The sequence below is a fragment of the uncultured Campylobacter sp. genome (assembly GCF_938045535.1).
In the GTDB taxonomy this organism is placed as follows: Bacteria; Campylobacterota; Campylobacteria; order Campylobacterales; family Campylobacteraceae; genus Campylobacter_B.
Genome location: NZ_CALIMQ010000251.1, coordinates 1 through 23236 on the forward strand (window position 1 = coordinate 1; position 23236 = coordinate 23236).

23 protein-coding genes and 1 rRNA gene are annotated in these 23236 nt (G+C 47.6%); 14 read left to right on the forward strand and 10 right to left on the reverse strand.

What is annotated here, in order from left to right:
• Positions 1-61 (reverse strand): 16S ribosomal RNA (locus Q0095_RS07845); the annotation flags it as partial.
• A gap of 401 nt (positions 62-462) precedes the next feature.
• Here Q0095_RS07845 and Q0095_RS07850 point away from each other — a divergent pair.
• From Q0095_RS07850 to Q0095_RS07875, 6 genes are all read left to right on the forward strand, one after another.
• Entirely contained in the window at positions 463-747 is a 285-nt protein-coding gene (locus Q0095_RS07850; protein WP_297882899.1) for a 4Fe-4S dicluster domain-containing protein, read from the forward strand.
• A gap of 107 nt (positions 748-854) precedes the next feature.
• Positions 855-1268 (forward strand): nucleoside-diphosphate kinase, encoded by a 414-nt coding sequence (gene ndk / locus Q0095_RS07855; RefSeq protein WP_177388469.1) that lies wholly within the window; start codon positions 855-857, stop codon positions 1266-1268.
• Positions 1269-1277: 9 nt separating this feature from the next.
• Complete coding sequence (locus Q0095_RS07860) at positions 1278-1631, forward strand: hypothetical protein (RefSeq protein WP_297882901.1); 354 nt, start codon at positions 1278-1280, stop codon at positions 1629-1631.
• Positions 1632-1649: 18 nt separating this feature from the next.
• The gene (rpmF, locus tag Q0095_RS07865; RefSeq protein WP_005871250.1) at positions 1650-1796 is read left to right on the forward strand and encodes a 50S ribosomal protein L32; all 147 of its coding nucleotides are present in this window, start codon (positions 1650-1652) and stop codon (positions 1794-1796) included.
• Between the two features lie 4 nt (positions 1797-1800).
• Positions 1801-2793 carry a phosphate acyltransferase PlsX gene (gene plsX, locus Q0095_RS07870; protein ID WP_297882427.1) on the forward strand — a complete coding sequence of 331 codons (993 nt, stop codon included), beginning with the start codon at positions 1801-1803 and terminating at the stop codon, positions 2791-2793.
• Between the two features lie 8 nt (positions 2794-2801).
• Complete coding sequence (locus Q0095_RS07875; protein WP_297882903.1) at positions 2802-3800, forward strand: beta-ketoacyl-ACP synthase III; 999 nt, start codon at positions 2802-2804, stop codon at positions 3798-3800.
• Between the two features lie 933 nt (positions 3801-4733).
• On the opposite strand, the gene Q0095_RS07880 is transcribed toward Q0095_RS07875, so the two are convergent.
• Positions 4734-5657, reverse strand: a complete 924-nt coding sequence (locus Q0095_RS07880) for a methylenetetrahydrofolate reductase (protein WP_297882905.1) — start codon at positions 5655-5657, stop codon at positions 4734-4736.
• Positions 5658-5751: 94 nt separating this feature from the next.
• Between Q0095_RS07880 and Q0095_RS07885 the strand changes: the two genes are divergently transcribed.
• From Q0095_RS07885 to Q0095_RS07915, 7 genes are all read left to right on the forward strand, one after another.
• Positions 5752-8043: a DUF87 domain-containing protein gene (locus tag Q0095_RS07885; RefSeq protein WP_297882907.1), complete on the forward strand. Its 2292-nt coding sequence runs from the start codon at positions 5752-5754 to the stop codon at positions 8041-8043.
• Positions 8044-8052: 9 nt separating this feature from the next.
• Entirely contained in the window at positions 8053-8709 is a 657-nt protein-coding gene (gene plsY / locus Q0095_RS07890; RefSeq protein ID WP_297882909.1) for a glycerol-3-phosphate 1-O-acyltransferase PlsY, read from the forward strand.
• Positions 8706-9023, forward strand: coding sequence for a dihydroneopterin aldolase (locus Q0095_RS07895; protein ID WP_297882910.1), 318 nt, complete (start codon positions 8706-8708; stop codon positions 9021-9023). The genes plsY and Q0095_RS07895 overlap by 4 nt, the downstream gene beginning before the upstream one ends.
• 76 nt (positions 9024-9099) lie before the next feature.
• Entirely contained in the window at positions 9100-9771 is a 672-nt protein-coding gene (gene hsrA / locus Q0095_RS07900) for a homeostatic response regulator transcription factor HsrA (RefSeq protein ID WP_005871260.1), read from the forward strand.
• Between the two features lie 38 nt (positions 9772-9809).
• Positions 9810-11057 (forward strand): HAMP domain-containing sensor histidine kinase, encoded by a 1248-nt coding sequence (locus tag Q0095_RS07905; protein ID WP_297882912.1) that lies wholly within the window; start codon positions 9810-9812, stop codon positions 11055-11057.
• A gap of 49 nt (positions 11058-11106) precedes the next feature.
• Entirely contained in the window at positions 11107-11352 is a 246-nt protein-coding gene (locus tag Q0095_RS07910) for a YfhL family 4Fe-4S dicluster ferredoxin (protein WP_005871264.1), read from the forward strand.
• Positions 11353-12795, forward strand: coding sequence for a Ppx/GppA phosphatase family protein (locus Q0095_RS07915; protein ID WP_297882914.1), 1443 nt, complete (start codon positions 11353-11355; stop codon positions 12793-12795).
• Between the two features lie 827 nt (positions 12796-13622).
• Here Q0095_RS07915 and Q0095_RS07920 read toward each other — a convergent pair.
• Genes Q0095_RS07920 through Q0095_RS07930 form a run of 3 tightly spaced genes read right to left on the reverse strand, consistent with a single transcriptional unit; the run spans position 13623 to position 15462 of the window.
• Positions 13623-13928, reverse strand: a complete 306-nt coding sequence (locus tag Q0095_RS07920) for a metal-sulfur cluster assembly factor (protein WP_005871269.1) — start codon at positions 13926-13928, stop codon at positions 13623-13625.
• Positions 13925-15100, reverse strand: coding sequence for a peptidase M50 (locus tag Q0095_RS07925; protein ID WP_297882917.1), 1176 nt, complete (start codon positions 15098-15100; stop codon positions 13925-13927). Before Q0095_RS07925 ends, Q0095_RS07920 begins: the two co-directional genes overlap by 4 nt.
• 17 nt (positions 15101-15117) lie before the next feature.
• Complete coding sequence (locus Q0095_RS07930; protein ID WP_005871273.1) at positions 15118-15462, reverse strand: hypothetical protein; 345 nt, start codon at positions 15460-15462, stop codon at positions 15118-15120.
• A 144-nt stretch (positions 15463-15606) separates the two neighbouring features.
• Between Q0095_RS07930 and polA the strand changes: the two genes are divergently transcribed.
• Positions 15607-18423 carry a DNA polymerase I gene (polA, locus tag Q0095_RS07935; RefSeq protein ID WP_297882920.1) on the forward strand — a complete coding sequence of 939 codons (2817 nt, stop codon included), beginning with the start codon at positions 15607-15609 and terminating at the stop codon, positions 18421-18423.
• Between the two features lie 636 nt (positions 18424-19059).
• On the opposite strand, the gene Q0095_RS07940 is transcribed toward polA, so the two are convergent.
• The 5 genes from Q0095_RS07940 to Q0095_RS07960 form a co-directional block, all read right to left on the reverse strand.
• Positions 19060-20196, reverse strand: a complete 1137-nt coding sequence (locus Q0095_RS07940; RefSeq protein WP_297882923.1) for a PLP-dependent aspartate aminotransferase family protein — start codon at positions 20194-20196, stop codon at positions 19060-19062.
• A gap of 25 nt (positions 20197-20221) precedes the next feature.
• On the reverse strand, positions 20222-20956 hold the full coding sequence (locus tag Q0095_RS07945; protein ID WP_297882925.1) for an amino acid ABC transporter ATP-binding protein: 735 nt from the start codon (positions 20954-20956) through the stop codon (positions 20222-20224).
• Complete coding sequence (locus tag Q0095_RS07950; protein WP_005871287.1) at positions 20956-21624, reverse strand: amino acid ABC transporter permease; 669 nt, start codon at positions 21622-21624, stop codon at positions 20956-20958. Before Q0095_RS07950 ends, Q0095_RS07945 begins: the two co-directional genes overlap by 1 nt.
• Complete coding sequence (locus tag Q0095_RS07955) at positions 21621-22370, reverse strand: amino acid ABC transporter substrate-binding protein (protein WP_297882927.1); 750 nt, start codon at positions 22368-22370, stop codon at positions 21621-21623. The genes Q0095_RS07950 and Q0095_RS07955 overlap by 4 nt, the downstream gene beginning before the upstream one ends.
• Before the next feature lie 93 nt (positions 22371-22463).
• Positions 22464-23207, reverse strand: coding sequence for an amino acid ABC transporter substrate-binding protein (locus Q0095_RS07960; protein ID WP_297882929.1), 744 nt, complete (start codon positions 23205-23207; stop codon positions 22464-22466).
• Between the last annotated feature and the right edge of the window lie 29 nt (positions 23208-23236).

Here is a 23236-nt window from a genome sequence, read left to right on the forward strand (position 1 = left end):
CTTGCATGTGTTAAGCACGCCGCCAGCGTTCGTCCTGAGCCAGGATCAAACTCTCTATTTAAAGTTTGTCTGCTCTCGCTGACTTTTTTACACCTAAATTATTGTTTCTCTTTGTACTCTCAAAGTTCTTATCACTGTTTACTTTTCTTGGTTCGTGTCACTCTTGTTGCGACCTTATCATTATATCACTATTATTTTCGTTTGTCAACACTTTTTTATCTTTTTTTTGCCTTCAAACCTTTTAAAACTTATATTATGATAACTTATTATTATGCCGCTCTTTAAGTGCCTTAATATTATATCAGCCTTCGTCCTATCAGTCAATACCTTTTTGTCATATTTTTAAGTTTTTTTATAAAATTTTTATATAATAAAATTTATTTACTTGATAATATTAAATTTTATCATTTTTTAAATTTAGTATGTTATCATCGCGCCTTATTTTTTGATAAAGGAGAAAAAATGGCTGTAAAAATCACCGATATTTGCATTAGCTGTGGCTCATGCATCGACGAGTGCCCGGTAAATGCGATCGTGGACGATAGCGATAATCCAAGCGGCGAGGATAGCTACTACGTATATGCCGATAAATGCGTCGAGTGCGTCGGCTACAATGACGAGCCGGCTTGTGCTGGCGCCTGTCCGACCGACGGCTGTATCGTCTGGAGCGACATCGTAGCGGGTCAACCTAGCAGGGATAGTATAGGTGCGGATCTACGCAGCGGAGATACCCCGGTATTTGCCTAGCAGATAAAATTCCGCGATCAAATGCGCGGAATTTTAATTCATTCAATCCTTAAATAAATTTTAACCTATTTTTCGATACAATCCGCCTTTCACTTTAAGGAGATTATATGCAGCAAACGCTTTCTATTATTAAGCCTGATGCCGTTAAAAAGGGTGTTATCGGCAAAATTATCGATCGTTTCGAAAGCCACGGACTAAGAATCGCGGCGGCTAAAAAATTATGCCTAAGCGCCGAAGATGCGGGTAAATTTTATGAAATTCACAAGGATCGCCCTTTTTACAAGGATCTGATTGAGTTTATGACTAGCGGCCCGGTGGTCGTAATGGTGCTAGAAGGCGATGATGCCGTAGCTAAAAATCGTGCGCTAATGGGCGCTACCGATCCGAAAAAAGCGGATAAAGGCACTATCAGAGCGGACTTTGCGGACAGCATCGACGCTAACGCCGTTCACGGCAGCGACAGCTTAGAAAACGCAAAAACCGAGATCGCATTTTTCTTTGCAAAAAGAGAAATTTGCTAAGAGTGCCGCGTGAAGATCGCTTTTGCTAAAATTTCCGCCGCGCCCGTGCCGTTTGAAATTTCGCAAGACAGGCTTAAGCTCAGCGGAAATTTAAAACGAAAAGACTCTAAGTTTATCGAGTGCAAGGGCAAAATTAAGGGTAAAATTCCATACATTTGCGATCGCTGCGGCAAAGAATTTGATCTTGACGTAAATGAGAGCGTAAATTTGCTTTTAAGCGAAGGCGTTTTTAATGACGAAAGGCACGAAAGCTTGGACGTTATGGAGTTTTTCGGCGCCGAAGTTGATCTGGATGAAATTTTAAGAAGCGAAACGGAAGCTTTCAAAAGCGACTATTTTTATTGCGAAGAATGCAAGAACTAAATTTATAAAGGAGAAAAAATGGCAGTTCCAAAGCGAAGAGTTAGTAAAACTCGTGCGGCGAAAAGACGCACTCACTACAAAGTGACCCTTCCGATTCCCGTCAAAGATAAAGACGGAAGCTGGAAAATTCCGCATAGAATAAACAAAACTACGGGCGAATATTAATCCGATGATTTCCGTTGCTATAGACGCGATGGGCGGTGATTTCGGCTGCGAGCCGATAATAAACGGAGTCGTAGATGCGCTGCGAGAGCGTAAATTTAATGCGTTTTTGGTAGGCGACGAAGCGCAAATCAAGCCTTTTATTCCACAAGATCAAGGCTTTGAGAAATATATTACTTACGTAGCTGCAAGCGAAGTCTTTGAGATGAAAGAGGGCGCAACCGATGCTCTCAAACGCAAAGAGAGCAGCATCTTTAAAGCGGTCGATCTAGTAAAAGACGGCACTTGCAAAGCCGTGGTATCGGCAGGACATAGCGGCGCTACGATGAGCCTTGCTACGCTTCGCATAGGAAGGCTCAAAGGTATCTTGCGCCCGGCGATTGCTACGCTGATGCCAAATTCCATAGGCGGTCGCACGCTTGTGCTAGATGTGGGCGCTTATGTGGATTGTAAGCCTGAGAATTTGTTTCAATTTGCGATTATGGGCGAAGCATATGCCAAGGAGATTATGGGTTTAAACGCACCACGCATCGGCTTATTATCCAACGGCGAGGAGGATAGTAAAGGCAACGAGGTAACAAAAGAAACCTTTCATATGCTTAAGAAGATGCAAAATTTTATCGGTAATGTCGAAGGCAATCAAATTTTTGACGGCTCCGTGGATGTCGTAGTTTGCGACGGATTTATCGGTAACATTATGCTAAAATCCAGCGAAGGCGTCGCGAGCGCTATCGGCAAACTTATTAAAAACGAAACTAAAAAATCCCCGATCGCCATCGCAGGCTCCATCTTGATGAAACGCGTCTTTAAAATTATCAAAAAAAGTACGGATTATGATGAATATGGCGGTGCGCCGCTTTTAGGCGTCAAAGAATGCGTCATCATAAGCCATGGCAAAAGCACCCCGAAAGCCGTTAAAAACGCGATCTTTCAAGCGCTTAAATTTGCAGATTCTAAAATCAACTCCGCGATAGAAAGCGAAATTTCTTCAAACGAATAGGAAAACGAATGCAAAAAGCCTCGATGATCTCAATCGCAGCATACGCGCCGAGCCAAATTTTAACCAATTTCGATCTTGAAAAGATGGTTGAAACGACTGATGAATGGATCGTCAAGCGAACTGGCATTCATGAACGCCGTATCGCGAAGGGCGAAACCACTAGTGATCTAGGCGTGAAAGCGGCTTTAAAGGCGATCGAGCGTAGCGGCCTACAAAAAAACAAGATCGATACAATAATATGCGCCACGATCTCGCCCGATTATTTCTGTATGCCCTCGACCGCGTGCGTCATCGCGGATAAGTTGGGTTTGAGCTTCGGCATCACGGCGTTTGATATAAATGCCGCCTGTACGGGCTTCATCTATCTTTTAGAGCTCGCAAAATCCCTCATCGAAAGCGGCGCTAAAAAACACGTGTTGATAATCGGTACGGAAAAGCTAAGTTCGATAGTCGATTGGAGCGACCGTGCTACGTGCATACTTTTCGGCGACGGTGCGGGCGCTGCGGTTATCGCGGCACGCGACGATAATGAAATCATCGACGTTCATACCGCTAGCGATGGCAGCAAGGGCGATCTTCTCATCACCGCAGCCCCTGGTAGCGTCAATCCACTCAGCCAAAAAATCATCGACGAAAAGCTAGGCTTCATGCAGATGGCGGGGCGCGAGGTCTTTAAAATCGCGGTACCGACGCTCAGTAACGACGTCGTGGAGATTTTGGTGAAAAATAAAATTTCGCCCGAGCAGGTCGATCTTTTCATCCCGCATCAGGCAAATTTGCGCATTATCGAGGCGGTCAAGGCTAGACTGGAATTTAGCGATGAGCAGTGCGTGCTTACGATCGGCAAATACGGCAACACGAGCTCGGCGTCGATCCCGATGGCAATAAATGACGCTTACGAGAGCGGCAGGCTCAAAAATGGCTCGCTTATGCTTTTGGACGCGTTCGGCGGCGGTTTTACGTGGGGTAGTGCGCTTTTAAAATTCGGCGGTAAGAGCATAAACTAGCGCTTTTTAAATTTTATTATCTTTGAATTTCGCCATATTTAAAAGTTAAATTCTAAGCTTATTTACAAAACTAATTTCAAGTTTATATTTATTCTGAGTTAGGTTTCAAAATTTTAAAATGAAGCGTTTGCGATTGAAAACATATTATAATCTTGCGCAGTTAACATATCGGCTTCTGCGTGAGATAGTAAAACGACGTTAGTCTTAGGTCTGCTGCTTTTTGGTGGCGGGCTTTTAGAATATAAAAGAAATCAAATATGCGATAGCTTAAATGGGCGTTAATTTCAGGCGATTCTGCATTAACGGCTTTTAATTAGCTGCAAAGCTCGGCAAGTATTTTTATGGCGGCGTATGGTGGATCTTTTGAGCGACCTACACATAGGCTGTAGAATAAAATTCAAATACCAAAACGCTCACAACAGTAAGCATCAAATTGCCTTAGATTTGAAATTTAGCATAAACGCCGGTAAATTTAAATCAAATACTACGAATGGAATAATAAAGGACGCTATGCCATGAGCGAAGAGGCGTCGTATTATAGGGCGTTAAAATCTCCAGCTATCTCCCGTTATACAATATACATTTATCCCTGTGTAGATAGTGGATGACGGAGGACGCGGTCGCGTCAGCTGCAGACTAAAGCGGTCAATGCACTTAGCTTTAGTGTGAAAGCTACAGCGATTTATAGGTTTGATGATATGCCTAGCTCAATGTCATTGTAAGCATTGGGAAATTTTAGCACGAAATATCATCTTGCAGTTACGGACGACAGGTATTAAAGCATATTATTAAGGCAATTTTTTATAAATTTTAAGTTCAAATTCCATTCGGATAAAATTTCGATTATTTTTTAAAAAGCGATCCGAAATTATCTAAAATTCCTCCGCTAGCTTGGACTATCTAGCGTTTTGTTCGTGCGCTCGGTTTAAAATTTTAAATAACGTAAAATCCCAAATTCTCGTGCTTAAGGATAATTTTTCTGATCTCTTTTAGTAAGCTGAGCGAGGCTTCGATTTCGACGCGGCGGGTGCTTACGCTCTCGACGTTTGCGCCTACGCTTACACCTTTTGCGAGGGCGTATTTGTAGATGAAATCAAACATCTCCGCGCACAGCGCTGTTGAACTTTGTAAGATATCGACGCTGCTTTGCAGCCGTTGCTGCAAAAAATCTGGCACCGAGATGCCAAGCCACTTCATAAACTCAAGCGTCTTTAGGCTGCCGCACGGCGTGAAAGTAAAGATTATCGGCACCTTTTTGCACTCCAAAGCAGCGTAATCGTCGATGAAATCTTTGGCGTTTTGTACATTATAAACCGCCTGAGTGATAAAAAATTCGCACCCGTCCGCAGTCTTTTCTGCGATTTTTAGGTGCTCGTCGCGGCTCTTTTCATGGCGTTCAGGAATGCAGATGCCGCCTAGGCAAAGATGCGGCGCCACGAGTCGCTTGAGCTCATAGGCGCAGCTTAGATGCAGTTTGCATTCTTCGTTTTTAGAGCTCGCCCCCACGAAAACGCCCAGTCCGCTTGCGGCATGCCTTAGAATTTCGCAAAATTCCGCTTCGTCATATTTGCCTACCGCGCGGTAGATGATCGCTTCTTTATCGGTATGTAGATACTGCGTGTAGTAGCGTGCAGGATCGATCGTATGCACAAAAGGGAAGGTCCGCTCATCTTTTGTGCGCGCGCTTTCGTCTTGTAGATCGTAGATAACGATACCGTCGCATTCACATTCGCTTAGGCGTTGCGACCACGCCGTACCTAGTCGCTCGAGCTCGTCTTGAGAGGACGTGATTTTAGGCGGGACGATGCCATAGAGCAAAATTCCGCTTTTTCCGTTTCTAATTTTTTCTTTTAACACTTGCCATTCCTTGATTTTTCGCGCATTTTAGCAAATTTAAATTTAAAAATTTAAATGATATAATGCCGCACAAATTGCAAATTTAAGGAACGCAATGAAAACGCTTCAAGAAAATTTAAAGCTTTTTTATCTGGGGCTTGAAAACGGCGAGCCGTTTTTGTATAAAAACAAGGATCTGACGACTCACGCGCTTATCATAGGAATGACGGGCAGTGGCAAAACGGGGCTTGGTATCACGCTGCTAGAAGAAGCCGCGATCGATAATATCCCATCCATCATCATCGACCCGAAAGGCGATCTGACAAATTTAGCTCTTACCTTTCCGCAGATGAGGGCTGAGGATTTTGAGCCCTATATCGACGAGGCCGAGGCGCAAAACAAAGGTCTTAGCGTGCACGAGTATGCCGAGCAGACCGCAAATACCTGGCGCGAGGGGATCGAGGACTCATATCAAGATCTGGCGAGAGTGGAGCTTTTGAAAAACAGCGCCGATTTTAGAATTTATACACCCAAATCAAGCGCAGGGCTTGGGATCAGCCTACTAAGCGACTTTGAAGCGCCAAAGGGCTTAAACGAAGAGGATCTGAACAACTACGTCGGCGGTATCGCCACTAGCGTGCTAAGTCTTGCAGGGATTAGTAGCGATAATCTTAGCTCGCCGGAATTTTTACTAATCAGCCAAATTTTAACCTATCATTTCGGCAGGGGCGAGGGGGTGAGCGTGGTGGATCTCATCGCGCAAATCGGCAACCCGCCTTTCGATAAAATCGGCGTTTTCGACGTTAATACCTTTTTTCCGAGCGATAAGCGAATGGCGCTTGCGATGAAGATTAACGCGCTCATCGCAAGCCCGAGTTTTAAGCTTTGGTGCGAGGGCGAGCGACTAAATATCGCCAAGATGCTCTTTGATGAAAACGGCAGGGCGAGGGCGAATATATTTTCCATCGCGCATCTAAACGACGATGAAAGGATGTTTTTCGTCACGCTGCTTTTGGGCGAGATGATCAAATGGATGCGCACCACCAGCGGTACGAGCTCGCTGCGCGCCGTGCTTTATATGGATGAAATTTACGGCTTCTTCCCTCCAAACGGCAATCCGCCGAGCAAAACTCCGATGCTTACGCTGCTGAAGCAGGCTCGCGCGTTCGGTCTTGGTTGCGTTCTATCGACGCAAAACCCGATCGATCTCGATTACAAGGGGCTTAGCAACATCGGTACGTGGTTTATCGGGCGCTTGCAGACCGCGCAGGATAAAGAGCGCGTCATCAGCGGCTTAAGCGGTATCGGCTCAAATCCGATCGACAAAAGCGTGCTTATGGAGAAAATTTCAAATCTCAAAAAGCGAAATTTTTTGGTAAAAAACATCAACGAGGATGTGCTGCGGGTGATCGAGACGCGCTTCGCGCTAAGCTATTTAAAAGGCCCTTTAAGCAACGAGCAAATTTCAAATTTAATGAAAGACAAAAAGACTGAAATTTCGTCCGTGTCGGGCGCCGCTCAAGGCGTCAAATCCGCCGGCGCCGCCAAACCCGTAGTTTCGGCTGAAATTTCGCAGCTTTACAGCTACGGCGCGAGCCTTGAGCTAAGCCCGTATCTGTATGCAAGCGCAAAGATGCGATTTTGCGACAAGGGAGTCGATTTTACGCAGCAGCGCACTTTTTTGCTTTCGCTTTCGGACGTAAGCGAAATAGATTGGGGCGAGGCCAGCACGCGAGAAGTTGCAAATTTAAGCGGACAGGAGCAGGCAGGCTCGCTTTACGGCGTGCTTCCTAGCTTCATCGCGGGCGCAAAAAATTTAAACGCTCAGCTTAAAAGCTTTAAGGAGTGGCTATATCGCAATGAAAAGTTAGAACTTTTTAGCGCGCTTGATCTGCTCTCAAAACCGGGCGAGAGCAAGGAGGAATTTTTTGTGCGCCTAGGCGATAAGGCAAATGAAGCTCTAGAGGCTAAAACTGATGAGATTACGGCTAAATTTGAAAAGGAAAAGGCGCGCCTTGAGGATAAAATTTCGCGCGCTAGCGAAAAATACGAGAAGGAAAAGAGCGACGTGCTAAGCCGCGGCGTAGATACCGCGCTAAGCATAGGCGGAGCGATCTTGGGCGCATTTTTAGGCCGCTCGCGCAGCGCTAGCAATATCTCTAAGGCGATCAGCGGCGCCAAGAGCGCGCATAAAATTTTAAATGAACGAAGCGAAGCCAAAAATGCACAAAACAGCCTAAGCGCGCTGCAAGAGGAGCTGGAGGTGCTCACACAGAAATTTGAGGCCGAAGTGGACGCGCTAAAACAGAGCCTGGATTTAAAAAACATTAAACTCGAAACGAAAGAAATTTCGCCGAAGAAAACCGACATCTACGACGAGAAAATTTCGCTACTTTGGAAGAGTTAAAGGGATTTTATGAAAAAATCGGGAATTTTAGAATTTTTACTTAGCATCGTTACGGCGCCGAATTTTTGGTGCTACTTCGCGGCGTATCTGATCGCTGCGATCCCCTTTGGGCTACTGATCGGCAAATACCTCGGCGGCGTGGATATCAAAAGCGAGGGCAGCGGCTCCATAGGCGCCACCAACGTCCTTCGCGTCTTAAAAACTCGCGATCCGCAAAAAGCAAAAAAGCTCGCGATCCTCACCGTTGCCTGCGACGCGCTAAAAGGCGTCCTGCCGATACTGATTGCGCGTGCTTTGGGCTTTGACGAAAACGTGCTGTGGGGCATGGCTGTCTTTGCAGTGCTTGGGCATTGCTTTAGCCCGTATCTGAAATTTAACGGCGGCAAGGGGATTGCGACGGGAGCCGGCGTGCTTGCTTGCTTCATCCCTATCGAGCTTATCATCGCGCTTGCCGTTTGGTTTGTAGTCGGCAAGACGGTTAAAATTTCATCCGTAGCATCGCTTGCAGCGGCGCTTGCGCTAGTTATTGCAAGCTACGTGATCCATCCGCAGATGCCCGCGATCAACACTCATGCGCCGATCTTTCTGATAGTTTTCATCGTATTTTACAAACACGCGCCGAATATCGCCAGGCTGCTTAAGGGCGAGGAAAAGCGCGTAGTATGATTAAAATTTTAATCGAAAAGCTGGAATTTGGCACGATAATCGGGACGCTGGATTTTGAGCGCAAGCGCGAGCAGCGCGTGTGGGTGTGGGCGAAGTTCGGGGCGGAGGAATTTATCGACTACGCGCGGGTTTGCGAATATATCAAAGCGGAGCTTCGCGAAAAAAAATTTCGCCTCGTGGAGGACGCGCTAAGATACTTTGCGCAGGAGTTTCACTCAAAATTTCGCTCGATGGATTATTTTTATATGAAAATTTTAAAACCCGAAATTTTACAAGATGCAAGCGTCGGTGCGGAAATAGAGATAAAATTTTAAAATTTCTTTAAAAAATCTTGAAATTTTGCTTAAAATATGTTAAAATCGCCGCAAAATTTTAAGGCAAGGAAATTAAATGAGAATTTTAATAGTCGAGGACGAGGTGACTTTAAACAAGACGATAGCGGAGGGCTTGATGGAGTTCGGCTATCAGACGGATACTTCCGAGAGTTTTAAGGACGCAGAGTATTATATCGGCATTAGAAATTATGATTTGGTGCTAACCGATTGGATGCTAGCTGACGGCAACGGCATCGATCTCATCGCATTAGTTAAGCAAAAATCCGCGCGCACCTCTGTCGTCGTGCTATCTGCAAAAGACGATAAAGAAAGCGAGATAAAAGCACTTCGCGCGGGCGCGGACGATTTTATCAAAAAACCTTTCGACTTTGATGTTTTAGTAGCACGCCTCGAGGCTAGACTTCGCTTTGGCGGCTCAAATATCATCAAAATCGACGATCTCATCATCGATCCGGATGAGGAAAAAATTACTTATTTAGGCCAAGAGATCGAGCTTAAGGGCAAGCCGTTTGAGGTTCTAACGCACCTAGCGCGCCACAGCGATCAGATCGTAAGCAAAGAGCAGCTGCTAGACGCTATCTGGGAGGAGCCCGAGCTTGTTACGCCAAACGTCATTGAAGTAGCGATCAATCAAATTCGCCAGAAAATGGATAAGCCTCTAAATATCTCTACGATCGAGACCGTTCGCAGACGCGGATATAGATTTTGCTTTCCACAAAAAGCCTAAGAGTCCGCTTTGTAATACAATTAGCATCCGCTTCGTTGATGCTAATTGTCATTTTTTCGGTAATGCTCTATAATTATATGAGAATTACCATCTTTGAAACTCCCGTTCAAAATTTAATCCAAAGAGCGCAAAAAATCGTAGACACTTCCGTGCCGCCTGAGAAAATTTCATCTTTTTTACAAGACGCTTCTGGTGAATACGAAAGCAAAATCATCGAAAACGGAGGGCTGAATAAGCCTAAATTTATCGAAAGCTCCGAGGGCAGCAGGAGCTATTTGCAGCTGCACTATCCTTATGGTAAGGATAAAATTTTAAGCATCAAAGCAGATGTGAGCGTTTATGCAAACATCGTAAATCAAATACTCATCGACATCATTTTGGTAAATTTGACGATGATATTTTTGGTGGTGTTTTACGCGATGTTTCTCTCGCGCATGCTGCTGATGCCGATTAAGCTGATCAGCCAAAGGCTCGCTTCGGTGGATGAAAAATTTCTAAAGCCTATCGACGGGGCCGAAATCCCGAGCGAATTTAATATGCTTTCAAACAGCATAAACCGCCTGCTTGAGCGTATCGAGACCTTCATTTTGTATCAAAAAGAGCTTTTTATCGGTATTGCGCATGAGCTTAAGACCCCGCTTGCGGTTATGAAAACCAAAAACGAAGTGACGCTGATTAAACCGCGCGAGAGCGAGAAATACGTCGAGGCGCTTAAAAATAACAACGACTCGATCGATAATATGAATAAAATGATCAGCTCGATCCTGGAGATCGGGCGGCAAGAGGGGGCGCAGTTTGAGGCGCCCGAGCAGACCGATATGATCGCTTATCTTAAGGAGCTGTGCGTAAATTTCACGATTTTAGCGCGCACGGCAGGCAAGGATTTGACGATGGATCTTAAGCCTGAACAGCTTGAAATTTCGGTGCAGAAAAGTCTCTTTATGCACGTGATTCAAAATTTTATCCAAAACGCCATAAAATTTTCTCCGGACGGCGAAAAGGTACTGATCGAGAGCGAAATTTCGGACGGAAATTTCATAGTGCGGGTCGCAAACAAAGGCGAGCCACTTAACGAAGAGATCGATTATTTTGCTCCTTTTAAGCGCTACGGCGGCAAACCGGGAGCCGGGCTCGGGCTATTTTTAGCCAAAAATGCTGCTCAAGCGATGGGTGCGCAAGTGGATCTTAAAAACGACAAAGGGCGCTCGCTAATCGTCGCGATTTTCAAACTTCCACTAAAAAATTTAAGAAATAGCCCGAAATTCCGCTATTTTAAAACAAAATGAAGCTTTTTATGGTATAAACGCCATAAATTTTTTCGTAAGGTAAAATTATATGTCATTGTTGATTACAAAAGAATGCATCAGTTGCGACGCGTGCCGCGAGGAATGCCCTAATGAAGCGATTTTTGAGGATGAGCCGATATACATCATAGATGCCGATCGATGCTGCGAGTGCGTAGATGATTACTCTGAGCCCGCTTGCATCGTGGTCTGCCCGGTCGAGTGTATCATCACCGATCCCGATAATATCGAGACGGCGGACGAGCTGAAATACAAACACGTCCATATGGAAATTTAAATGCCCAAGCGCGTCGCAGTCATAGATCTGGGCTCAAATTCCGCCAGAGCCGTGATTTTCGAGCGCACGAGCAGGCTCGGATTTTTCATTTTGGCCGAGCACAAGATCAAGATCCGCCTAGGCGAAGGCGCTTACGAAAACGGCGGAATTTTAACTTCCGAAGCGATGCAAAAATGCCTACTCGCATTTAAAAAATTTAAAACCCTCGTATGCAATTACAAGGCCAAGCGCGTACTTTGCATCGGTACATCCGCACTTCGCGATGCGCCGAACGGGGCCGAGTTTATAAATATCGTACGCAAGCAAACGGGCATTACGATCCGCAAGATAGACGGGCAGATGGAGGCGTATTTGGGCGCCTATGCCGCGCAGAATTTGCTTAGCGACTTTTCCGAGGGCGTTACGCTGGATATCGGCGGCGGCTCGACCGAGCTTGCTTACATAAAAAACGGCAAGATAGAAAATAAAATTTCTCTAAATTTAGGCACGGTGCGGCTAAAGGAGTTGTTTTTCGACCGCGGCGACACAAAGGGGCTGGAGAAATACATAAACAGCGCGATCTCGCAAGTAGGCGCCGAGTTTCGCACGCAAAATTTAATCGTAATGGGCGGCTCTGCGCGAGCACTATCCGGCGCCGTGATGAGCCTGCAAAACCACCCGCTAAAAATCGTGCATAATTTCAGCTATGATTATGAAAAATACGCGCCGTTTTTTGCCAAGCTGATGAGCGCAAAGACGCTTGATCTGGCGAAATTCCCGATCAAAAAGGACCGCTACGACACAATCAGAGAGGGCGCCATCATCTTTGATAAGATCGTAAGGCGCCTGGGAGCGAAAAAGATCATCACAAGCGGCGTGGGAGTGCGAGAGGGGGCGTTTTTAAGCTCAATTCTACGCGGCGCAAACCTACCTAGAGGCTTTAATCCGAGCCTAAGAAGCCTTAAAGATCGCTTCGCTTCCGAGCCGAGCGAGGCTCCGAAGTTCGCAAAGGCGCTGTTTTGCGCGCTATCGCCTCTACACGGCTTGGGCGAAAAATATATTAAAATTCTGCAGACCGCAGCATCGCTTTGCGAGATCGGGCGGGCGATCGGCTTTTATGCCAAGCACGAAACCAGCGCGGATATGGTGCTCGGCGGGCTGAACTATCGCACGACGCACAAAGAAAAGGCGCTCATAGCCGCGATCATCTCGATGCACGGAAAGCGTGAGCTGGGAGCTACGTTTGCGCCTTTGAGCGCGATTTTGCCGGACGCCGCCAAGCTTGCGTGGCTCAGCTATATTTTGGAGCTTGCACGCCTCCTAAGCGAAAACGCGCTAAAAAATTTAGAATTTTGCTTTGAAAATTCCACTCTTAAAATCTCCGGCGCGGATAATTTGATAATGCTTAAAGGAAGCCTTAAAAAGCTCGCAAAACCCGCAATTTTCGCCGTAAATTTCATCTAAATTTAGCTTTAAATTTAACCGCTTGCCGCGCGTTTGCAGAGCTGCTTTAAATTTTATTTAGCCGCGTTACGCCTCTTTACGAAAATTTTGATTAAACATGTGGGGATAAATTAGAGCGATATATGGAATACTTGCAACGAGCGGGTTCGAGTTTTTATCTTTCGGTGAAATTTTAACGCCCGCCGCAGATTTTCTAGCTACGCTCATAGACAGGGCGGTTAAATTTCACGGTTTTTAAAATTTCATTGTGCGGTTTGTAAGACCTCGCGGCGCTATCTGCGACTCTTGCGGCTAAATTTAAATTACGATTCACTCCGTACGGAGCGCTGTTTTGCGGGCGGGTAAGCGGATTGTAAGGTGGCTAAACAGACGAAAAAGCAGGTAAGCGAACTTGGCGCAGGAGATACACGGGCGACGCGATTAAATTTAAAATATTGCGCCGCGCGCGGCATTTTGCAAACACAAATCGTTTGATGACGCTCGCCAAATCGCGGTTATGCGGTCAAATTTTAGATCGTGCAAATTTATAACTAAGCGATAATCAAACGGCGGTGCAAAATTTAATTGAGTTAAATTTTAAATCGCTCAAATTTAAAACGGCGGCGAGAAATCGCGCCGCAGCAAGAATGCCCAGCTATCTGTGCAGCGCTCCGAAATTTCGTGCAATATCCCAGTGATCATGCAGCGCTCCAGCATCCCACGCAGCGCTTCGGGCGATTCGCAGAAAAGCGCCCCGACAATCCGTGCAGCGTCCGAGGCGATATGTAGAAGCGCCCGACGACGAGTACGGCGTCCTGAGCAATCCGCAAATATCCTTCGCGCGAGCCCTAAAACCGCCCCAGAGCTTCTTTGACGTGATCCTCCGCCATATCGATATTCCACATCGGCTCAAAGACGAGATCGATCTCTACTTCGCCGACGCCCTCCACGCTCTCGGCACCTGCGCGCACCCATTCTACCATCATCTCATGCAGCGGGCATGACTGAGTCGATAGCGTCATCGTGACTTTGGCGTTGTTCGCCTCATCTACCGCTACGTCGTAGATGAGTCCCAGCGACACGACGTCAAAGCCCACCTCAGGATCGACTACGGCGCGAAGCGCGTCGTAAATTTGCTCCTTCGTTACTTTCATTTTTCCTCTCCGAATTTTATGTAGTTAAAGATATTTACGATGTTGATTAGCACCAAAATTATGCTTGCCGCTTGCAAGATAACCGCGGGCGTTAGCGCTCCGAAGCTCGCGCACGCAAGCGCTAAGACGTTCGGCACGCAAGCTGCGTAGGCGATCTTTTTGATTATCATATCCTCAAGCATAGGGATTTTGCGCTTGCCGACGAAGGGCGAGACGTAGTGATACCAGATGAGAAAGGGCGCGATTTTATAAAGGTGCGCGACGATGAAGGCGAATAAAAAGCCGTATAGCAGCCCAAATGCCGCCAAATCTGTGCGACCTGCAAGCCAAAATGCGCCGCTAAATCCCAAAGCCGCCAGCGAGATATAGACGTTTAAATTCCAATAATCTATCGCTTTTCGCACTCGCCTGGCTAGGATATAGATCGCCTGAGCCGCAAAGCTCGCAAGCGCGGCAAAGGCGATGAAAATTCCAAAATCTTTTAGCAAAAACGGTCCCGCGAGCAGATACAGCGCCAGTGAAGCTTTTGCTAGTGCGAAGTTTAGATCGTGCGCCAGACTAAACATCGGCAGCAGTACGCACGCGGCACCTACGATAACGAAAAACACAAAGCCCAGCACGAAGTATATGTGATAGGATAAAATTTCTGAAAAATACACTCCGAAAATCTCCACGCCGCTAAGCGCTAGCACGAGGGCGAAGCCAAGGCTGATCCCTACGGCCAAAAACGCAGCCGAGATCGCAAGCGCAACGGCGGGGAAGCTCCATTTGGGCGTGCCGATGAAGCTTAGCGCGTAGCAGATCGTAAAATAAAATAGGCTAAGCAGCAAAACGCCGCCGCCTGCGTGCAATAATGCGACATTTGAAAGCAGCAATCCGGCGCTTAGTAGAGCCACGCCCGCGCCGTAAGCAAAGAGATTTAAAAACGCAAATTTGACGGTGAAAAATTCCTTTTGAATGATGACCGAAGTAAGCTGATAGAGCGCCCCGATGATTATGCTGATTACGAAGCCCAGCAAAAATACGTGAAAGAAGCTCGCCGTCTGCGGCGCCTGGATCGCGCCGAAATCGGCCTTTAAAAAGCTTGCCGCGCTTAGCAGCAAAAAGATAAAGCCGCAGATGAAATAGCCGCCTACGATGCGAAACGGCGGCGAAAAGGTCGTGATATTCATCTAAATTTTAAAATCCTTTAGCCGTGGCACTTCGCGTCTGTATCGAAGCCCTCATTGACCGCGCCGGGTTTTAGGCTGATGGTGAGCTTGACCGCATCGCCGTCTAGATCTTCGCGTGCTATGTCAAATTTAGACTCGATTTTTGGAATCAGCCCCATCGGGAATTTATGATTGACCATGACGACCTTTTTGGTTTCGTCTTTTACGAAATTTAACGCCACCAATGCATTTACCATAGGCTCTGGCGGAACGCATTTGCGCGAATCAAAGCCGATGTATTCCACGCCGCCCTGCGATTTTTTATAAAATTTCACCGTAGCGCCCGCCGCGTCAAACTCCTGCCAATCTGTGAAAAAATCCATACTTGATCCTTTTTTAAAATTTCGCGCGATTATATAGTAAATTTTAAAATTTTGAAATGAGGCAGGTCAAGTCCTATTCGGAATTTGTAAATTTAGCCGAATTTTAATACACTACGCGTTAAAATTCTAAATCCGAGGACCATTATGCAGACCATCACGATCATTGATACGTTCGGCTTTTTTTTCAGGCTCTACTACGCTATGAGCGGGCTTAAGACCAAAGACGGCAAACCCAGCGGTATGGTGAGTGGATTTGCGAGCTTCATCGCAAATCTTTCGAAGGAATTTAAGAGCGATTATATAATTTTCGCTCTGGATAGCAAGGGCAAGACCTTTCGCTCGGATATCGATCCGAACTACAAAACCAACCGCCAAGCCCCGCCGCCCGCGCTTTTGCAGCAGCTACCGGTCTGCATCGAGATGATCGAAAAGATGGGGCTTTACTCGCTTGGACGCGAGGGCTACGAAGCGGACGATCTCATCGCAAGCGTCGTTAAAAAGCATGGCACCACGCATAAAATCAACATCGTTACCTCCGACAAAGACCTCTATCAGCTCATCGGCGAAAACGTTAAAATTTACAGCCACGGCAAAAAGATGCTTTACGGAAGGGAGGAGTGCTTGCAGCGCTACGGCGTCTATCCCGAGCAGATCGTGGATTTTTTGGCGATCTGCGGCGACAGCGCCGATAATATCCCGGGCGTGTGGGGCATCGGCGACAAGGGGGCGAAGAAGCTTTTAGACGAATGGGGCTCGCTCGATGGGATCTATTCAAATTTAGACCGCCTGCCGCAAAACAAACAGCGCGAGTATCTGATAGAAGGGAAGCAGAGCGCCTACATAAGCAAGCGCCTGGCTACGCTTTACGACGAGCTGGAAATCCCGCCTTTGGAGGATGCAAAATTTCCGCAGCAAAATCCGCTTTTTAAAATCCGCGAAATTTTAAAAGATTATGCGCTAAATAGGCTTCTTTCGGCGCTAAACCTGCAGGAGCAAAACGGACTTGATCTTTGGGGCGAGGGCAAAGGCGCAAGCGCAAAAAGCTCCGTTTTGGGCGCGGGCGGCAAAGGCTCCGCCGCAGAGCCGTCTCGCGGCGGCTCTATTTTGGACGCTGCCGTAGGGGGGCTAGACGGGCAAAATTCTATCCCTAGCGGCTCCGCTTGCGGCGGGCAAAGCTGCGAGCGCGCTTTTAAAACGCCCTTTGAGCCTATTTGTATCACTGATGCAGCGGAGCTTGCGAGGCTGTGCGAGAGCGTCAGCGCCGAGACCTTGGTGAGCTTCGATACAGAAGCCACTAGCGTCGATAGCAAGAGCGCCAAGATCGTGGGCTTTTCGTTTGCGTTTAATGAGGAGCGCGCCTACTACGTCCCGCTCGCGCATAGCTATTTGGGCGCTCCGGCTCAAATCTCTTCGGACGCCGCAAAAGCCGCGATCGGCTCGCTATTTCGCGGATATGTCGTGGGGCAAAATTTAAAATACGATTTTGAGATCGTGAAAAATAATTTTAATATCGAGCCGCCTGCGCGCTTTGCCGATACGATGGTGCTAGCGTGGCTGCTCGATCCCGCAAACGCCGTGGGGATGGACTCTATCTCGCCGCGGTATCTGGGGTATGAGACTGTGCATTTCGGCGACGTCGTTAAAAAGGGCGAGACCTTCGCCTCCGTGGAGCTGGACGCCGCTACGATCTATGCGAGCGAGGATGCGTGGGTGACGCTGAGGCTGTATTTTAAACTCAAACAGCTGCTCGAACCCGCGCTTTTTAAGCTCGCGCAAGAGCTTGAGTTCCCGTTCGTGCGGGTGCTTTGGCAGATGCAAAGATGCGGTATCAAGATCGACGCGGAGATGATAAAGCGCCTTATTGCGCGCAACGAAAAGTCCCTGCGAGCGCTCACGGATGAAATTTATGAGCTTTGCGGCGAGCAGTTTAACATCAACTCTCCCGCTCAGCTCGGCGCCGTGCTTTTCGAGCGGCTTGGGCTACCTGCCGCAAAGCGCACGAAGACGGGCTATAGCACCGACGAAAGCGTGCTGAAGGATCTTACGGCGCTACATCCCGCGGTGGGTAAAATTTTAGACTACCGCGAGCTGTTTAAGCTGCAAAGCACCTACTGCGAGCCGCTGCTACAGCTTGCGTTAGCCGATGCGCAAAACCGCGTCAGATCGAATTTCTTACAGACCGGCACGGCTACCGGGCGGCTAGCGAGCAAAAATCCGAACCTGCAAAATATCCCCGCGCGCGGCACGTTTGCGAAGGATGTGCGGGATTGCTTTCTAGCAGAGGGGGGCTACTCGCTGATCTCGCTTGATTACTCGCAGATCGAGCTGCGCCTGCTCGCGCACTTTTCGCGCGATCCTGCGCTTTTGGCGGCGTTTAGGGCGGATGAGGACATTCATGCGCGCACGGCGATCAGTATTTTCGGCGACGCGCAGCCCGCGCACCGCACGATCGCAAAGAGTATAAATTTCGGCCTTATTTACGGCATGGGCGCGGGCAAACTAAGCGACAGCCTAGGCATCGCGCGCGCCGAGGCGAAGGGCTATATCGAGCGCTATTTCGCGGCGTTTTCCACGATTAAAGAGTTTTTGCAAAGCATAAAATCGGACGCGAAAGCGGACGGCTACGTAAGCACGCTTTTTGGGCGCAGGCGCTACTTCGATTTCGCAAATGCGCGCAACAACATGGTCTATGCGAGCTACGAGCGCGAGGCGGTGAATACGAAATTTCAAGGCTCCGCCGCCGACATCATAAAAAAGGCGATGGTTGAGATTTCGCCGCTACTAAACGACGAAGCGCGGCTGATATTGCAGATCCACGATGAGCTGATCTTCGAGGTGCGGGACGATTTGGCGCAGAGCTTCGGCGAGCGCGCGCAAGAGATAATGCAAAGTGCGGCGAGCCTGAACGTGCCCTTAAAGACGAGCTTAAACATCGCCAAGCGCTGGGGCGAGCTGAAGTAGCTCCGCTAAATTTAAAGTGCGGCTAAAATTTAAGCGGAATTTAAACGGCGCGCAGAATTTTAAATTTTGAGCAGGACGGAGTCTAAATTTGCTCGTTTGATAAATTTGATTGCTCTAAATTTAGACCGAGCAGTTGGCGTGGTGCGGCACAGATCCGCCGCCGTCTTTAAAATTTGATTAAATTTAAGCTCTCCGCTTAGCAATATCAAACGGCGGTTAGATAGATTTATCCGAATTAAATTTAAACAATGTGTTTTAGCAAGAGGTCTGGATAAATTTTGCCGTGCGTATAAATTAAAATTTCATTTCAGCGGCGTAGTGGCGGAATTTTTAAATTTAAATTTTACGCAAAGCCGCGCGCTTCGTAAAATTTAACGAGTGAAAATTCATACAAAATTTAGCCCGCGAGAAAATGGACATAGGTTTTGCAAAAAGAGATTTTTGTAAGATGAGATGATCGGCGGCGGGTCTTTTTAAACCCGCCCTGCGCGCCAGTTTGTAAAGACCGCTCCCTTATAGCCTCACGAGCGAAGCTATAAGGATTTCGGATTAAATTTTGGCATGAATTCTACCCGCCCGCGTAAATTTTACAAGCCTGCGTAGAAATTCCGCGAGCTTGCGCAAATTTCGCGCCGCCTATTTTTTAGATTTTTCTAGCGCGGCGGTAAGGTCGGCTATGAGATCGTCAGCGTTTTCGATGCCTATGGCTAGGCGCAGCAAATTTTGACTGATGCCGATGCGCTCTTGCAGCTCGCGCGGATAGCTCTCGTGCGTCATCGACGCGGGGTGGCAGATCAAGCTCTCTACGCCGCCCAGGCTCACGGCTAGATCAAATAGCTCAAGGCTGCGCGCAAAGGTTTTATAGTCGTATTGCGGCTTAAGCACCAGTGAGATGACCGCTCCGATGCCGCTAGCTTGGCGATTTTGTATCTCTTTTTCGTTAGCCGAATGCGAGCCTGCAAAATTTACCGCCTCTACCGCAGGATTGCTGCGTAAAAATTCTATTATCTTTAGCGTATTTTCACTCTGGCGGTCGAAGCGCACGCTTAGCGTTTTAAGCCCACGTATGAGCGAATACGCGTCGGTAGGCGATAGCGTCGCGCCCAGAGTGTTTTTCATAAACTGAATTCTTGCGGCAAGCTCATCGTCGTTCGTCGTAACAATGCCGGCGATCAGATCGGCATGCCCGCCTATGTATTTGGTCGCGCTATAAACTACGACGTCTGCGCCGTGCTCTAGCGGGCGCTGATAATATGGGGTTAAGAAGGTATTATCCATCACCACAAGCGCGCCGTTTTTATGCGCGAGCTCGCTGATACGCTCAATGTCGGTTACGCGCAAAAGCGGATTTGAGGGCGTTTCGATGAAGACCATTTTAACATCGCTTGGAATTTCGGTGATCAAATTTAGATCGTCCACCAAGTCGTAATTGATCCCTTGATTTTTAAAAATCCTGCTTACGTAGCGATAGGTACCGCCGTAGACGTTGTTATTTAACAGCACGCGATCTCCGCTTTTAAGCAGCGCAAATGCAGCGCTCGTAGCCGCCATGCCCGAGGCTAGCGCGAAGGCGTATTTGCTGCCTTCAAATTTTGCAAAAAGCTCTTCAAAGGCGTTGCGCGTAGGATTTGCGCCGCGCGAATAGGCGTATTTGCCGAAATCATCCAGGCTTTCTTGCACGAAGGTGCTGGCTAGATATATCGGCGGAATCACCGCGTTGTGGGGGTTGGACTTAGCCTCTATGCCCTTTACGATTAGGGTATCTATTTTCATCTTTTCTCCTTAAAATTTAATGGATTTAAAAGCTCATCGCTCCGATAAATTTAGCTATGCGCTCATCGCTGCTACCGAAGAATTCCTCTGCGTCGCCGTCGAATGCGATAACTCCGCCGTCTAAGAATAAAATTCTATCTGCGATCTTGCGCGCAAAGCCCATATTGTGCGTGACGATGATAAGCGAGCGATCCTCTGCGGCAAGCTCGGCGATAGTCTTTAGCACCTGTGCCTCAAGCTCGGGATCAAGCGCGCTCGTAGGCTCATCCAGCAGCAAAAACTCAGGCTGCATCGCAAGAGCCCGCGCGATCGCCACGCGCTGGCTCTGACCGCCGGAGAGGCGAGCCGGATACGCGCCAGCTTTATCCGCCATACCGACTTTTTTTAGCAGCGTCATTGCATTTGCCTCGGCAAGCTCGCGTGGCTGCTTTAGCACGTGCACGGGTGCTTCGATGACGTTTTGCAAGACGTTGAGGTGCGGAAAGAGATTGAAGCTTTGAAAAACCATGCCCGTATGCGCGCGGAATGGATGATATTCGCTTGTTTTATGCTGAGCGTCGAAATTTATCTTAAACTCGCCTAGCTGTAGCTCGCCGCCGCTTGGAATTTCGAGCAGATTTATGCAGCGCAGCATCGTGGATTTGCCGGAGCCAGAGCTTCCTAAAATCACTGTCGTTTGCCCGTCGCGAAATTCTAAGCTTAGCCCATTTAGCACGACATGATCGCCGAAGCGCTTAGTTAAGTTCGTAAATTTTATCATCACACGAACCTTGAAAATCGTCGCTCTAGCTTGGATTGTAAGAACGTAAGAAGGGTGCAGACCGCTAGATAAAATAGCGCCGCCAGCACGTATAACGTGAGCGGATCGAATGCCCGCGCAGCAATACGTTGAGCGACCATAAACATATCGACCATCGTAATCGAGGCTACGAGCGAAGTGTCTTTAAGCGTAGAGATAAATATATTTGATAGCGGCGGCAGCGATATGCGAGCGGCTTGCGGAGCGATAATGCGGCGCAGAATTTGAGCGTAGCTCATGCCTAGCGAGGTAGCCGCCTCCCATTGCCCCTTTGGCACCGATAGGATCGCAGCTCGCACCGCCTCTGAAGCGTAAGCGCCGATATTTAGGCTAAAGGTAATGATCGCAGCAGCCCAAACATCAAGTGTGATCCCAACGATTGGAAGTCCGAAATAGACGATAAAAAGCTGCACCAAAAGCGGAGTGCCGCGAAAAATCCAAATATAAATTTCGCTTAGCTGCTTTAAAATTTTAAAATTTGCGATGCGTGCGACCGCCGTCAGCACCGCAAGCACGAGCCCAAGCAGAAATGAGATTATCGTAAGCGGGATCGTAACTTGCAGCAGGGCTAGCGCCATCGGCTCTAGCGAGCTGCTAACAAGCTCTAGAATTCTGCTTGTTTCGTTCATTCACTCACATCTTTGCCGAAATATTTAAGCGAAATTTCTTTTAGCTTGCCCTCGGCTTTGAGTTCGTTTAAGGCTTTGCTGATTTGATCTGCGAGCTCTTTATTGCCCTTCTGCACGATTGCAGCGCTATAATCGACATCTTTTAGCTTTGCGGCGATCTTAATCGGAGCGTCCGGGCGCTGCTTTAAAAAGTCGTAAAATACGGTATTATCGCGCACGACGGTATCTACGCGGCGAGCGATCAGCAGCTCCATACTTTTGGCGAAACTATCGACAGTTACGTTTTGCGCGCCGTATTTTTTAGCGACTTGTGCCCAGTTGCTGGTAGCGGAGTCTGCATTTTTTTTGCCTTTTAAATCCTCGAAGCTTTTAATGTCGTTGTTATCTTTATGCACGATGATAGCTCCGTAAACGACGGTGTAGGGCACTGAATATTCATATTTTTTCTTGCGCTCATCAGTAATGCTTACTTGATTAAACACAGCGTCTGCCTTGCCTGCATCAAATGCTGCAAGCATCGCATCCCAAGGCGCGGTTAGAAATTCTATTTTTAGACCAAGTTTTTCGGCGACTGCGCGCGCGACATCTACGTCGTATCCTACGAGCTCATTTTTGTCGTTATAATACGAAAATGGCGAAAAGGTGCCTTCAGTAGCTACTTTAAGCGTACCTTCGCGTAGCGTTTTGGAGTTTGCGACGCATATTAAAAGCGCGCACGCAAGCAAAGTTTTTATTAAATTTTTCATAATTCCTCCAAAATTTTATGAGCGAAATTTAAAATGCGAAATTCCGCCCAACCAAGTTTAAAATTCCACGCTTCAACTAAGCGGTTGTAGAATTTACTCCGTAATGTCTTTGCCAAAATATTTAAGTGAAATTTCTTTCAGCACGCCTTTTTGCTTTAGCGATTTTAGCGCGGAATTTATCTGCGCCGTCAGCTCGTCGTCCTTTTTAAGAAGCACAGCTGAATAGATCGGCTCATTGCCTTGAGCTGCGATCTTTAGCGGGGCGTTCGGGCGCTGCTTCATATAGTCGAAAAATGTGATGTTGTCGTTGATCGTAGCGTCTGCGCGACGAGCTATGATGAGCTCCACGCCCTTGCTAAATCCGTCTGCTGTAACGACCTCGGCGCCGTAGCTGCGCGCCATGTCCGCCCAGTTACTGGTAGCGGAGTGGACGCTTTTTTTGCCTTTAAGATCCGCAAAACTCTTAATCTCCTCGTTATCAGCTCGCACTACCAGCGCAGCATAAGCCACAGTATAAGGCTCGCTGAAATTATATTTTTTCTTGCGCTCCTGTGTGATGCTTACTTGATTCATCGCTATGTCCGCTTTGCCTGCGTCAAATGCCGCGAGCATCGCATCCCACGGCGCGGTTAAAAATTCCGCCTTTAACCCTAGCTCTTTTGCTAGTGCGCGAGCGATATCGACATCAAAGCCGGTAAGATTATTTTTCTCGTCATAGAAAGAATACGGCGAGTAAGTCCCCTCCGTGGCTATTACGAGCGTGCCCTCTTTGAGCGTCTTAGCGCTTAGGGTGGCGGTGATCAGCGCTGTTGCGAGCAGGGCTTTAAATATTTTCATTACATCTCCTTGAAATTTAGCTATCGCTC

Bases quoted from the DNA above. Each gene is read 5' to 3' on its own strand.
- Q0095_RS07925 (WP_297882917.1), bottom strand. From the start codon at position 15,100: ATGAATATCACGACCTTTTCGCCGCCGTTTCGCATCGTAGGCGGCTAT.
- Q0095_RS07905 (WP_297882912.1), top strand. From the start codon at position 9,810: ATGCTAATTGTCATTTTTTCGGTAATGCTCTATAATTATATGAGAATT.
- polA (WP_297882920.1), top strand. From the start codon at position 15,607: ATGCAGACCATCACGATCATTGATACGTTCGGCTTTTTTTTCAGGCTC.
- Q0095_RS07950 (WP_005871287.1), bottom strand. From the start codon at position 21,624: ATGAACGAAACAAGCAGAATTCTAGAGCTTGTTAGCAGCTCGCTAGAG.
- Q0095_RS07960 (WP_297882929.1), bottom strand. From the start codon at position 23,207: ATGAAAATATTTAAAGCCCTGCTCGCAACAGCGCTGATCACCGCCACC.
- plsX (WP_297882427.1), top strand. From the start codon at position 1,801: ATGATTTCCGTTGCTATAGACGCGATGGGCGGTGATTTCGGCTGCGAG.
- Q0095_RS07895 (WP_297882910.1), top strand. From the start codon at position 8,706: ATGATTAAAATTTTAATCGAAAAGCTGGAATTTGGCACGATAATCGGG.
- rpmF (WP_005871250.1), top strand. From the start codon at position 1,650: ATGGCAGTTCCAAAGCGAAGAGTTAGTAAAACTCGTGCGGCGAAAAGA.
- ndk (WP_177388469.1), top strand. From the start codon at position 855: ATGCAGCAAACGCTTTCTATTATTAAGCCTGATGCCGTTAAAAAGGGT.
- Q0095_RS07910 (WP_005871264.1), top strand. From the start codon at position 11,107: ATGTCATTGTTGATTACAAAAGAATGCATCAGTTGCGACGCGTGCCGC.
- Q0095_RS07885 (WP_297882907.1), top strand. From the start codon at position 5,752: ATGAAAACGCTTCAAGAAAATTTAAAGCTTTTTTATCTGGGGCTTGAA.
- plsY (WP_297882909.1), top strand. From the start codon at position 8,053: ATGAAAAAATCGGGAATTTTAGAATTTTTACTTAGCATCGTTACGGCG.
- Q0095_RS07940 (WP_297882923.1), bottom strand. From the start codon at position 20,196: ATGAAAATAGATACCCTAATCGTAAAGGGCATAGAGGCTAAGTCCAAC.
- Q0095_RS07850 (WP_297882899.1), top strand. From the start codon at position 463: ATGGCTGTAAAAATCACCGATATTTGCATTAGCTGTGGCTCATGCATC.
- Q0095_RS07930 (WP_005871273.1), bottom strand. From the start codon at position 15,462: ATGGATTTTTTCACAGATTGGCAGGAGTTTGACGCGGCGGGCGCTACG.
- hsrA (WP_005871260.1), top strand. From the start codon at position 9,100: ATGAGAATTTTAATAGTCGAGGACGAGGTGACTTTAAACAAGACGATA.
- Q0095_RS07955 (WP_297882927.1), bottom strand. From the start codon at position 22,370: ATGAAAAATTTAATAAAAACTTTGCTTGCGTGCGCGCTTTTAATATGC.
- Q0095_RS07920 (WP_005871269.1), bottom strand. From the start codon at position 13,928: ATGAAAGTAACGAAGGAGCAAATTTACGACGCGCTTCGCGCCGTAGTC.
- Q0095_RS07915 (WP_297882914.1), top strand. From the start codon at position 11,353: ATGCCCAAGCGCGTCGCAGTCATAGATCTGGGCTCAAATTCCGCCAGA.
- Q0095_RS07875 (WP_297882903.1), top strand. From the start codon at position 2,802: ATGCAAAAAGCCTCGATGATCTCAATCGCAGCATACGCGCCGAGCCAA.
- Q0095_RS07945 (WP_297882925.1), bottom strand. From the start codon at position 20,956: ATGATAAAATTTACGAACTTAACTAAGCGCTTCGGCGATCATGTCGTG.